We start from the raw sequence: 11614 nt of genomic DNA, 5'->3' as shown, positions 1-11614 counted from the left end.
TAACGCGGAAACCGGATTCCGGAAGACGTTCCAGGGTTTTTTCGGTCCGGCGCCTTGCGTTATTTTGCGGGGTTGTGCGTCCCGATCGGCACCAGGGTGAGGTCAGGGTGGTTCTTTTCGATCCGGCGCAGGGCCCAGACGTCGTTGAACAGGGCCAGGTATTCCCCGTCGGAGCGCAACAGGACTTCTGCGCCGGGGACGTTGGCCAGCGCCGGCATGGCGTCGGCGGTCGAGATCCGGGCCATGGAATACGGGAGTCGTTCCAGCCGCATCGGGGCGCTGAAGTCGTGCGCCATGCGGTCTTCGACCACTTCGAACTGCATGGGGCCGACGGCGGCAAGAACGGGCGCCTGGTCACCGCGGATGTCGGAGCGGAGCACCTGGATGACGCCCTCGTGCTCGAGTTGTTCGATGCCGCGGCGGAACTGCTTGAACCGGCTCGGGTCCTTGGAGCGCGCCACCTGGAAGTGTTCCGGGGCGAACAGCGGGATCGCGGGGAACTCCACGGGCTGGTCCAGGAACAGGCTGTCCCCCACGCGGAGGGAGGAGGCGTTCACCAGGCCAACCACGTCGCCCGGGAATGCCTCGTCGATCACCTCGCGTTCGCGGCCGAAGACCTGCTGGGCGTATTTGGTGGCGAAGGATTTCCCTGTCCGGGTCTGGGTGACCACCATGCCGCGCTCGAACATGCCGGAGCAGACACGGATGAAGGCAACGTGGTCGCGGTGGGCCTTGTTCATGCCGGCCTGGACCTTGAAGACGAATCCGGCGAACGGGGCATCGACCGGGCGGGGCTCACCTTCGACGTCGGGCCGCGGGGCGGCGGGCGGGGCAAAATCGACGAGGGCGTCCAGGATTTCCTTAACACCGAAGTTCAGCGCGGCCGAGCTGAAGAGGACCGGCGTCGCCTTGCCGGCGTGGAAGGCCTCGACGTCGAACGCCAGGTTGGATTCGATGACCAGCCCGGCCTCGTCCACGGCGTTGGACCAGTCCTCGCCCTGGCTGGCCGCGGCCTCGTCCGGCGTGAAGTACTCGGTGAGGGCGATGTTGGCGCCGGAGTTGTTGCGCTTGAACTGCGCGAAGCGGTCATTGCGCAGGTCCCAGACGCCGCGGAAGTCCCCGGAGATGCCCACGGCCCAGGTCAGCGGCATGGGCTGCAGTCCGGTGCGCTCGGTGATCTCGTCCATGAGGGCCAGGGCGTCCAGGCCGGGCCGGTCCCACTTGTTGATGACCGTGATGATTGGCAGGTTGCGCTGCTTGCAGACCTCGAAGAGCTTCATGGTCTGGGTTTCCAGGCCCTTGGCAGCGTCGACCAGCATGACGGCGCAGTCCACGGCCGCGAGCACGCGGTAGGTGTCTTCGGAGAAGTCCGCGTGGCCCGGGGTGTCCAGGAGGTTGATGACTGTGTCCCGGTAGCCGAACTGCAGCGCGGCGGAGCTGATGGAGATGCCGCGGTCCTTTTCCATCTGCATCCAGTCCGAGACCGTCTCCTTGCGGTTGGCCTTGCCGCTGGAGGCGCCGGCAGTGCCGATCACCTTTGCGTGCAGCGCGAGGGCCTCCGTCAGGGTGGATTTGCCGGCGTCGGGGTGCGAAATGACCGCGAAAGTCCGGCGCCGGGCCGCCTGCTTGTGAATCTCCTGGACTCGGGCGGGGCTGAGGACTTCTTGAGACACGAGGCTACTTTCGCTGCGGCTGTGGACGGGTCACGGCGCGGAGAGCCCGCGGTACACCCAAGGGTCCAGTTTATCGCAGGCCACGGACCGCGCACGAAGGGGCGGCCATCCAGCGCCAAAATGCCTTCCCGGACGGGACCCGGGACAGCCGTTGCGGAGCCACCCGGCGGCACGTTGCAATGGACCACTTTAAGGCTTGCCTGTGCGGAAGTGGCTGCGCTTTACCCCTATCATGGGGAGAGCGGGGAACTGAGTACTTTTGATCCTGCCGGGGGACCCTGGAAACCGGCGCACTTGCAGGCTCTTGCCTGCACCTTTGAAGGGATATCTATGGCTCGGAGCCCTGAAGATGCGCTGAAAGCGACCCTGGCCAGGGTGGCACCGGGCACCGCCCTCCGCGACGGCCTGGAGCGCATCCTCCGGGGACGGACCGGCGCGCTGATCGTGCTGGGCATCGACCGGACCGTCGAGTCCATCTGTTCGGGCGGCTTCGAGATCGGCATCGACTTCTCCCCCACCCGACTGCGGGAACTGGCGAAGATGGACGGTGCCATCGTCTGCGACAAGGATGCCAGCAACATCCTGCGCGCGGCGGTCCAGCTGGTCCCGGACTCGAGCATCGAAACGCAGGAATCGGGCACCAGGCACCGGACCGCGGAACGCGTGGCCATCCAGACGGGCGTTCCGGTCATTTCGGTCAGCCAGTCAATGCAGATCATCGCGCTGTACGTGCACGGGCTGCGCCACGTCCTGGAGGGCTCCGAGAAGGTCCTGGCCCGCGCCAACCAGGCGCTGGCAACCCTGGAACGCTACCGCTCGCGCCTGGACCAGGTGACCAGCTCACTCTCCGCCCTGGAAATCGAGGCCATGGTGACGGTTCGCGACGTCGCGGTCACGCTTCAGCGCCAGGAAATGGTGCGCCGGATCTCCGAGGAAATCTCCCAGTACGTCCTGGAACTGGGCGAGGACGGCCGCCTGCTCTCCCTGCAGCTGGACGAGCTCACCGTGGGCCGTGGCCCGGGCAGTGACGTCATCATCCGCGATTACTCGGGCGCGGCCGCAACCGCGGAGGACATCGACAACGCGGTCAAGGCCCTCGTAAGCCTGGGCCCAACCGAGCTGATCGATCTTGGGAAGATCGCCGGGATCGTCGGCTTCGCCGGCGGAGAGGCCAACCTCGACGCCGTCGTGCAGCCGCGCGGCTACCGCCTGCTCTCCGGCCTCAAGGCCGTGCCGAAGGCCGTCGCCGACCGGCTCGTCGACCACTTTGGCGGCCTGCAGTTCCTGATGGCGGCAACGATCGATGACCTCATGACCGTGGACGGGATCGGTGACCAGCGCGCCAGGACCGTCAGGGAAGGCTTGAGCCGCATGGCCGAAGCCAGCCTGCTGGACCGGTTCCTCTAGCCTCCCCCAACACCCGTCGACGGGTTGTCGGGGAGTAACGGTGGTTAGCTGAGTTGGAACACGGCTTTGGGGCTGGTCTTGTTCGCCAGCCGGGCCGTGAAGACATAGTAGGCGCCGCCGGCTCCGGGCTTGGCCTCGACGGCTTCGCAGCCCTGCACCGTGCGGTTGCGCTGCCACGGGAAGTTCGCGGTCTCGCTCTTGCCCGGAGCAATGGTCTTCATCAGGTCCGCGCTCTCCGCCTGGCAGTCCCTGGAGGAGAAAATCCGGTCCGAGCCGCTGGTGATCATGTACTCCATCTGCGACGTCCCGATGTTGACCTCGCATGGCACTTTGTTGTTGTTCGTCACCGTGAGGCTTAGCAGCGGCTTCTCACCGGCGGCATAGTTCTGTTTGTCGGTGGCAGCCGTGACGGTTACCAGATTCTGCTCGCAGCCGTCGCCCGATGCAGCCGTGGGCGGGGCCGAAGGATCCCCGGACGCTGTGGGGCCACCCGACGCGGACGCAGTCGGCCGGCTCGCCGGCGCCGCTCCGGACGGCTGCCCGCCGAAAGGCTGGGCGCCACCCATGGCGCTCGAGACCGCGACAAAGCCACCGAAGACCACGGCGATGACGAGCAGCAGGATCACGCCGGCAAACAGCCGACGGCGGCGGTAAACCGGGCGGAGCGGTGGCCGTCCGGATTTCCGCCCGGGTTGCCCTGGGCGCGAACCTTTCGGCCGCGAACCGCCCGTTCCTGAACTGCCTTGCCTGACCATTCTTCTAGCCTAGAGAACCGCGCGGGCTATGGCGCCCGACCACGCCGCGGAACCTGCCACCGTCCCGATCCGTTACCCCGATCTATTACGCTGAATGGATCGAAACTCTAACCCCAATGCCCCCAGTATCGGCCGCCGCACAGCGGGAACCCCTGCCCGCCGGGCCCCGCGCCCGCGCCGCGGATCTCCCCGCGCTCCACACCGCCCTGGACGACTGGTTCGCATCCAATGCGAGGGAACTGCCGTGGCGGGCCGCGGAGTGCACACCCTGGGGCGTGCTGGTCAGCGAGGTCATGCTCCAGCAGACGCCGGTGGTCCGGGTCCTGCCGGTCTGGGAGGAGTGGCTGCGGCGCTGGCCGGAGCCGTCCGATCTGGCCAGCGAACCCGCCGGGGAAGCCGTCAGGTCCTGGGGCCGGCTGGGGTATCCCCGGCGCGCCCTGCGCCTGCATGCGGCCGCCGTCGCGATCAGGGACAGCCACGGCGGGGCCGTCCCCGGCGCCTACACCGAGCTCCTGGATCTCCCCGGCGTGGGCAGCTACACCGCCGCGGCCGTCGCGGCATTCGCCTATGGACGCCGCGAAACGGTGGTGGACACCAACATCCGCCGGGTCCATGCGCGGCTTCTCTCCGGCTCGGCCCTGCCGTCGCAGGCCCTGACCGCGGCCGAAATGCGGCTGGCGGCGTCACTGCTGCCGGACGACCCCGGTGCCTCGGTGCGCTGGAACGCCTCCGTCATGGAACTCGGCGCACTGGTCTGCACGGCGCGGGCCCCCAAGTGCGGCCAGTGCCCTGTCCGGGAGTCCTGCGCCTGGCTGGCGGTCGGCGAGCCGCCGCCCACGTACACGCCCAAGGGACAGGCCTGGCACGGCACGGACCGGCAGGTGCGCGGCGCCGTGATGGCCGTCCTGCGGGTAGCCGAGGACCCCGTGGCGCCGGTGCTGTTCCACCAGGCCCCCGCGGACCTGGGCTTCGAACCGCAGGGAATCGGGATCCCGCTCGCGGCCCTGCACCGGCTCAACGCAGCTCCCGAGCAGCTGGAACGGGCACTGGCCGGCCTGCTGGGCGACGGCCTCGCGGAACTTCACCACGGCGGCTTCCGGCTCCCGGGCTGAGGATCTACGCTGGAGCATGCGCAAGCTGGCGGCCGCGGCCGCTCTGGCCCTTACCGCCGTCCTGGTAGCCTCGTGCCGGCCGGAGGCCGCCTGCCCGGCGATCGGTCAGGCGCCTGTCGTGTCCTTCACCGTTGCCCGGGAGTACGCCCCGTCAGTGCGGGCCATCCACCTTCGGGCCTGCCAGGACGGGCACTGCAAGGAAGCGGACCTGGCACTGGTTCCCGGGAGCACGTCCGTGGACCAGGGCTGTGAACCCGGCCCCTACGGCGGCGACGGCGTCTGCTCGGCCACCTCGTCGCCCGACGGCACCCTGACCGGCATGCTGATGATGGAGACGCTGACGGCCAGCCGCATCGAGGTGACGGCCACGGGCACCGGTACCGCCGGGAACCCGCTGCCGGCACGGACCGCGGCCTTCACACCCCGCGCGGCGCAGCCGTTTGGCGAGCAGTGCGGAACCTTCATCACGGCCAGCGTGCTACTGGACGCGGCCGGCCTTCGGCAGGCACCCTAGCCCCGGCCGCACGGCCCGCCAGGCCCGCACGGCCCATCAGGGCCGCCTCCGGCCTCATCCGAAAATCCAGTCCCGGCTACGGTTCTCCGAACCCCGAGCTGACCAGGCGCTCCAGGTAGCCGACCGCCTTGGCGGCGTCCGGGCCGCTGGCCTCCACATGCAGGACGGCTCCCTTGCCGGCTGCAAGCATCATGAGCTCCGTCATGGAGGCGCCATCGGCGCCGTTGACGGTCACGTCGGCGTCCATGGCAGACAGCCCGCCTGCAATCTTCGCTGCCGGTCGGGCATGCATGCCGGCCTGGTTGACGAGCGTGAAGTCCCCCGCGGCGTCCGGCGGCTGCTGGTGTACGTGTTCGGCCTCCGCAGGGTGGGCCGGGGGCCGGTAGACGGCCTCGGCCGCGTCCTTCACCGCCGCCGCCTCGGCTCCCGCCTGGGCAGCCACCGCGGCTGCAACCAGTCCCTCCACCAGTGGCGCGTCCGCGAGCAGCACCGATCCCGGATCCGTTGCGAACTCCGCTGCTGACTCGGCCGTCATCACCGCGGATCCGAGATCGGTGAGCACCACCACCCCGTCACCGGCGGCCTGCTCCAGGGCCGCCATGACCTTCTCCAGGCTCGTGCCGATGCGCCCGTCGTCGGTGCCACCGGCGGGGAGGATCAGGACGTCGGGGGCCATCTGGGCGGCGAGTTCGGCGGCGCCGTCCGCGATCTTGGCGCTGTGCGAGACGACCACGAGCCGGACTGTCATTCGGTCGCTCCGGCCGCGGCGCGCAGGATCAGCGCGCTGGAGACCGCTCCCGGGTCGCGGTGGCCGATGCTGCGCTCCCCCAGGTAGCTGGCACGGCCCTTGCGGGCGAGCATCGGATCCGTGGACACGGCGCCGGCCTCGGCCGCCTCGGCCGCGGCAAGTAGCACCTTCCGGACGTCGCCGTCGCCAGCTGCGGCAGCGGCAGCGGCCGCCTCGACCGCGGGCGTCCATGCGTCCACCATGGTCTTGTCCCCGGATTCGGCCTTTCCGCGAACGACGATCCCGTCGCGGGCGGCCTGCAGCGCGGCAGCCAGGGTCACGGCGTCGACGTCGGAGCTGTCACCGAGTGCGGTGGCGGCACGCAGGAACGCGGTGCCGTAAAGCGGGCCGGCCGCCCCGCCCACCTTGGACATCAGTGTCATGGCCGTCAGCTTCAGGGCCGCGCCCGGGGTTTCCGGTGGCGCCTCGGAGAGTTTGTCCATCACGGCCTTGAAGCCGCGGTCCATGTTCTCGCCGTGGTCCGAGTCCCCGATGGGCCGGTCCAGTTCGATCAGCTCCACCCGGTGCTCCGCCATGGCCTGCGCCGAAAGGGTCAGCCAGCGCACGGCCCAGCCGACGTCCAGCCCCACGGTCAGACGCCCCAGCGGAGGGCCGGAGTGTGCACGGGAGCGTCCCAGAGCGACGTCATTTCGTCGTCGAGGCGCAGGACAGTGATGGAGCAGCCCTGCATTTCCAGGGACGTGATGTAGTTGCCCACCAGGGAGCGTGCCACGGTGACGCCCTGCTCGGCCAGTTTCTGCGCGGCCCGGCGGTACACGATGTACAGCTCGCTCGCGGGGGTGCCGCCCATGCCGTTGACGAACAGGAGCACCTGGTCCCCGGAGCTAAGTCCGAGGTCGCTGACCACCGGGTCCAGGAGGCGGTCGGTGATGCCGTCGGCGTTTTCCATCGGGATGCGGTGCCGTCCCGGCTCGCCGTGGATGCCGATCCCGATCTCGATCTCGTTTTCCTCGAGCTCAAAACTGGGGACTCCCGCGTGCGGGACGGTGCAGGCGGACAATGCCACGCCCATGCTGCGCACGTTCTGGTTGACGCGGTCACCGATCGCGGCGACGGCGTCCAGGTTGTCGCCGCGTTCGGCGGCCGCACCGGCGATCTTCTCGACCAGGACGGTGCCGCCGACGCCCCGGCGGCCAGCCGTGTACAGCGAATCCTGCACGGCGACGTCGTCGTTGACCAGGACGGTGCGGATCTCGACGCCTTCGGCTTGCGCGAGTTCGGCGGCGGTTTCGAAGTTCAGGACGTCGCCGGTGTAGTTCTTCACGATGTGCACGACGCCGGCGCCGGAGTTCACGGCCAGCGTTGCCGGCAGGATCTGGTCCGGGGTGGGCGAGGTGAACACGGCGCCGGGAACGGCGGCGTCGAGCATGCCGAGGCCCACGTACCCGCCATGCAGCGGCTCATGTCCGCTGCCGCCGCCGGAGACGAGTCCGACTTTCCCCGCCACGGGGGCGTCCTTGCGAACGATGTATTTCGGGTCCGGAAAGACGGTCACGAGGTCGGCGTGCGCAAGCCCGAACCCTTCCACTGACTCGTCGACCACGGCTTTGGGATCATTGATGAGTTTCTTCATGGCGGTGCTCCCTGGATGGTGTCCTGGCTGCTTGCTTAGACCCTACTACCGGGGCACGGCCGGCGGTAGGCTCCCGATTCCCTCGGCCCGGGGGGCTCGCTGCTGTGGCTGCGAGTCCCTCGCCGGCGGGGTTGTTGCGGTGCGTTCCCAGCGGATGATTCAGGCTTGCTTGTCGGCCCACGCCGGGAAGTGCGGCCAGGCGTCGACGCCCAATTTTTTGCCTCCGAAAGTGTGGTGGCCCACCCCCTGGGCCGGGATCAGTTTATCCACCAAATTTATTGAAGGGAAGACCCCGGGCCGACGTCGAGTTCCTTGCGGCTGCCGGTGCTGGCCGGTAACCGACCGGACGATCCCCCGGGCTGGGCACAACCGGCGGGCGCTACAGCTCCTTGATCATCCTGGTGTTGCCCAGCGTGTTCGGCTTGACCCGCGCCAGGTCCAGGAACTCGGCCACGCCTTCGTCATGCGAGCGCAGGAGCTCGGAATACACCACGGGATCGACAGCGGTCTGGTCAGCCATGACTTCAAAGCCGTGCTTCTTGAAGAAATCCACTTCGAACGTCAGGCAGAAGACGCGCGAGACTCCCAGCGCGCGGGCATCCTCCAACAGACGCTCCACCAGCGCGTGGCCCACGCCCTTGCCCCGCCAGGCATCCGAGGCCGCGAGGGTGCGCACCTCGGCCAGGTCCTCCCACATGACGTGCAGCGCTCCGCAGCCGATCACCTCGCCGTCTTCCGATTCAGCGATCCGGAATTCCTGCAGGCTCTCGTAATAGGCCACGGTTTCCTTGGCCATGAGGATCCGCTGGTCGGCCAGCGGCGCCACGAGCGTCTTGATGGCGCCAACGTCGTCGGTGCGGGCCGGGCGGATGCGGATCGTCTCAGTGGCGGTCTCTGTCACGGTCTCAGTCACAGCCCAATCTTACGGGTGCCCCGGACCCGGCCGGCACGCGGCCGGACCCGGGGCCCGAGGTGTCAGAGACCCAGTTCGTCGGGGACGGGAATGTCCTTGTCCAGCAGGTTCCGGGCCAGGAAGTGCTCCACCACGCCGTACCAGACCTTGGCGTGCTGCGGCTGCAGGATCCAGTGGTTCTCGTCCGGGAAGTACAGAAAACGGTGGTCCGTTTCGCCGTTCTCGTCGGCCGCCAGCTGCGACTTGGCGAGCAGTTCGTACCAGAGCCGGAGCCCCTCGCCGATCGGCACGCGGTAGTCCTTGTCGCCATGGATGACCAGCATGGGAGTCCGGATGTTTTCCACGTGCAGATGCGGGGAGTTCTCCAGCGCCATCTCGGCCGTCATCTCCTTGAGCCAGTACTGCGCGGCGTCCGTGGTGGGACCGAACTGGTCGAGGGCCCAGAGGCTGGCGTGCGTGACGATTGCCTTGAAGCGGTCCGTCTGCCCGGCCACCCAGTTGGCCATGTACCCGCCGAAGGAGCCGCCCATGGCGGCCGTGCGCGTCTCGTCGATGTCCGGGCGCTGCACGACGGCGTCGGTGATGGCCATCAGGTCCGTGAACGGAGCCTTGCCCCATTCCCCCCAGCCGCGCTGGATGTGCTCCTGGCCGTAGCCGGTGGAGAGGGCAGGGTCCGGGAGCAGCACCGCGTAACCGCGGGCCACCAGCAGCCACGGGTTCCAGCGCCAGGTCCAGGCGTTCCAGGATCCCAGCGGGCCGCCGTGGATCCAGAGCAGCAGCGGGGCCGGGCTCGCGGCGGACGCGCCCTCCGGCAGGGCCAGGTACGCGGGCACACGGGCGCCGTCGGCCGCCGTCGTCTCCACGCGCTCCAGCGTCCCCTTGAAGTGCGGGCGCTCCGCGGGCGAGGCCAGCCGGACGGCGCCGCCGCCGGCGAGGTCGATCCGCACAGGTTCGGCGGGGAATTCGTAGGAGTTGCGCAGGGCGTAGGCGCTGCGCCCGTCCGGTGCGACGACGACGTCGGTGTACGCGGCGGCGTCGTCCGTCAGGCGGAGCACCTGGCCAGCCTGGCCCCCGGCGACACCGATCCGGAACACCGGCGATGCGCCGTCCTCGTCGGCGGTGACCAGCAGGGCCGATCCGTCCGGCAGCCACGCGGCGGGGCGGGCCCAGCGGTCCCAGTCATGGGCGAGCGGCGTCAATGCGCTCTCGCCTGCTGCCGTGCCGGCGACGTCGAGGAGGTGCAGCTTGACCTGCGGGGCCTCCAGCGGCGTGGTGTCGCTTTCGCTGACCACCACCAGGCTCCGGCCGTCCGGACTGACCGGGCCCGGGAAGTAGCTCAGGCCTTCCGTGTCCAGCAGAACCGTCCGGGTGCCGGTGGCGACGTCAATGGCGACCAGCACGGAGCGTGAATCGGCGTTCGCGAGGGGCTTGGCGAAGCTGCTGTAAATCATCGTGCCGTCCGGGCTGACCACCGACTCGGCGTCCCTGAGCCGGGTGCCGGCGTCGGGTGTCAGGTTGCGGAGCTTCAGCGGCGGCGCGGCGTCGACAGTGGTCGGCTTTCCGGCCTCCAACTGCCCTCCGGATTCGACGGCGAACAGCCGCGGCTGCGCCGGGCCCAGGTCCGCGTCCCAGTAGCGGACGGGGTAGCCGCTGTGCAGGATGGCCGCGACCTTGTTGTCCTTGCGCGCCTTGCGGCGTTCTTCGTCATTGTCCTCGTCCGTGGAGCCGGCCAGGACCGAGGCCGCGACCACCACGGTGTCGGCGTCCTTGGCGGCGAGGACCCCGCCGATTCCGCCGGCGCGGGACAGAGCCACCCGGGCTTCGCCGCCGTCGGACGGGAGGATCCAGAGGGCGCTGACGGGGTCAGCGTCGGGGCTCTCCGGATCGGGACGGGCCGAGGTGAAGTACAGGTCGCCGTTGGCGGCAAACACCGCACCCGCCTCCCCCTTGGCGCTGCGCGTGATCCGGCGGGCCGGTTTGACCCCGCCCGGGTCCACTTCCCACAGCGCGGTGCAGTATTCGGTGCCCTTCGCGCCGAGTGTCGCCACAGTGGTGACCAGCCGAGCGCCGTCCGGGCTCAGCGCCAAACCACTCACCTTGGGGATGGCGAGGTAGTGGTCCAGATCATGGAAGGGGGTCTCGGGTTGTTCGCTCAGGGTCTCTGAGTCCTTGGCAGCCATGCACCGATTCAACACCGTATGTGGCCTCGATCACAAAAAGTTCTCTAAGAGTGAAACACTGCTTTCAGATACCAGGGGGATTCAGAACCATGCGGGACAGGTCGGAGCGCTCCGGCACCGGCACCATTCGCCGAAGATGGCCGCTAAACCTGATCCCATAGCGGCCATCTCCGGCAAACGGCTCACCTCGTGCGGGACATCTGCCTGGGGATGACGCGGATGAGGACCATGGGCGTGCAGCGCGTGCATAAACGTGGGCGCGGGCATAGGCGGCATGGCACCGGCGCTAAACCTGCGGTGGCGCGCGCGTGCCATGCGACCAGAGGATTCACCCCGCGGGGGGGTAAACGCAAAGGCCCCGCCGTCCGTTTCGGGACAGCGGGGCCTTTGGTCTTGATGCTTAGACGCTCGGAGCGATCTCCGGAATGCGCGGCTTGGCGTTGCCGGCGAAGGTGAACTTCGCGTCGTCGCCTTCGCCTTCCACATCCACCACCACGATGTCGCCGGCGTGCAGTTCGCCGAAGAGGATCTTCTCGGAGAGCTGGTCCTCGATCTCGCGCTGGATGGTGCGGCGCAGCGGCCGGGCACCCATGGCGGGGTCGTAGCCGCGGGTCGCCAGGAGCACCTTGGCCGCGGACGTGAGCTCGATGCCCATGTCCTTGTCCTTGAGGCGCTTCTC

The 11614-nt window shown here is 68.9% G+C and carries 10 protein-coding genes and 1 pseudogene; 3 read left to right on the top strand and 8 right to left on the bottom strand.

Annotated features, from left to right (window positions below; all coding sequences use genetic code 11):
• Nucleotides 1-59: 59 nt before the first annotated feature.
• On the bottom strand, nt 60-1673 hold the full coding sequence (locus tag BLS42_RS07485) for a peptide chain release factor 3 (RefSeq protein WP_090578846.1): 1614 nt from the start codon (nt 1671-1673) through the stop codon (nt 60-62).
• Nucleotides 1674-2003: 330 nt separating this feature from the next.
• Between BLS42_RS07485 and disA the strand changes: the two genes are divergently transcribed.
• A complete protein-coding gene (gene disA / locus BLS42_RS07480) occupies nt 2004-3080 on the top strand; it encodes a DNA integrity scanning diadenylate cyclase DisA (RefSeq protein WP_090578843.1) in 1077 nt (358 codons plus the stop codon).
• Between the two features lie 44 nt (nt 3081-3124).
• On the opposite strand, the gene BLS42_RS07475 is transcribed toward disA, so the two are convergent.
• Nucleotides 3125-3706 carry a hypothetical protein gene (locus tag BLS42_RS07475; RefSeq protein WP_090578840.1) on the bottom strand — a complete coding sequence of 194 codons (582 nt, stop codon included), beginning with the start codon at nt 3704-3706 and terminating at the stop codon, nt 3125-3127.
• Nucleotides 3707-3951: 245 nt separating this feature from the next.
• Here BLS42_RS07475 and BLS42_RS07470 point away from each other — a divergent pair, with 245 nt between their 5' ends.
• Together BLS42_RS07470 and BLS42_RS07465 are read left to right on the top strand one after the other, a co-directional pair.
• On the top strand, nt 3952-4947 hold the full coding sequence (locus tag BLS42_RS07470) for an HhH-GPD family protein (RefSeq protein ID WP_256336327.1): 996 nt from the start codon (nt 3952-3954) through the stop codon (nt 4945-4947).
• A 16-nt stretch (nt 4948-4963) separates the two neighbouring features.
• Nucleotides 4964-5461 (top strand): hypothetical protein, encoded by a 498-nt coding sequence (locus BLS42_RS07465; RefSeq protein WP_090578837.1) that lies wholly within the window; start codon nt 4964-4966, stop codon nt 5459-5461.
• 76 nt (nt 5462-5537) lie between these two features.
• Here the strand turns inward: BLS42_RS07465 and dhaM are convergent, their stop codons facing one another.
• The 6 genes and pseudogenes from dhaM to BLS42_RS07435 all read right to left on the bottom strand — a co-directional run.
• Nucleotides 5538-6209: a dihydroxyacetone kinase phosphoryl donor subunit DhaM gene (dhaM, locus tag BLS42_RS07460; protein WP_090578833.1), complete on the bottom strand. Its 672-nt coding sequence runs from the start codon at nt 6207-6209 to the stop codon at nt 5538-5540.
• On the bottom strand, nt 6206-6838 hold the full coding sequence (gene dhaL / locus BLS42_RS07455) for a dihydroxyacetone kinase subunit DhaL (RefSeq protein WP_090578829.1): 633 nt from the start codon (nt 6836-6838) through the stop codon (nt 6206-6208). Before dhaL ends, dhaM begins: the two co-directional genes overlap by 4 nt.
• A 2-nt stretch (nt 6839-6840) precedes the next feature.
• Complete coding sequence (gene dhaK, locus BLS42_RS07450; RefSeq protein ID WP_090578826.1) at nt 6841-7842, bottom strand: dihydroxyacetone kinase subunit DhaK; 1002 nt, start codon at nt 7840-7842, stop codon at nt 6841-6843.
• A gap of 379 nt (nt 7843-8221) precedes the next feature.
• Nucleotides 8222-8755, bottom strand: coding sequence for an amino-acid N-acetyltransferase (locus tag BLS42_RS07445; RefSeq protein WP_176803263.1), 534 nt, complete (start codon nt 8753-8755; stop codon nt 8222-8224).
• Between the two features lie 62 nt (nt 8756-8817).
• Nucleotides 8818-10935, bottom strand: a complete 2118-nt coding sequence (locus tag BLS42_RS07440) for a S9 family peptidase (protein ID WP_176803261.1) — start codon at nt 10933-10935, stop codon at nt 8818-8820.
• Nucleotides 10936-11335: 400 nt separating this feature from the next.
• Nucleotides 11336-11614, bottom strand: a pseudogene (locus BLS42_RS07435) (NDP-hexose 4-ketoreductase); the annotation flags it as partial.

It is taken from the genome of Arthrobacter sp. ov407, assembly GCF_900102895.1.
GTDB lineage: Bacteria > Actinomycetota > Actinomycetes > Actinomycetales > Micrococcaceae > Arthrobacter.
Note: the sequence above shows the minus strand (reverse complement) of the source record. Positions and strands in the feature narration are given on the sequence as shown.

Coding starts and splice junctions, on each gene's coding strand:
- disA (WP_090578843.1), top strand. CDS start 2,004: ATGGCTCGGAGCCCTGAAGATGCGCTGAAAGCGACCCTGGCCAGGGTG.
- BLS42_RS07470 (WP_256336327.1), top strand. CDS start 3,952: ATGCCCCCAGTATCGGCCGCCGCACAGCGGGAACCCCTGCCCGCCGGG.
- BLS42_RS07465 (WP_090578837.1), top strand. CDS start 4,964: ATGCGCAAGCTGGCGGCCGCGGCCGCTCTGGCCCTTACCGCCGTCCTG.
- dhaM (WP_090578833.1), bottom strand. CDS start 6,209: ATGACAGTCCGGCTCGTGGTCGTCTCGCACAGCGCCAAGATCGCGGAC.
- dhaK (WP_090578826.1), bottom strand. CDS start 7,842: ATGAAGAAACTCATCAATGATCCCAAAGCCGTGGTCGACGAGTCAGTG.
- BLS42_RS07440 (WP_176803261.1), bottom strand. CDS start 10,935: ATGGCTGCCAAGGACTCAGAGACCCTGAGCGAACAACCCGAGACCCCC.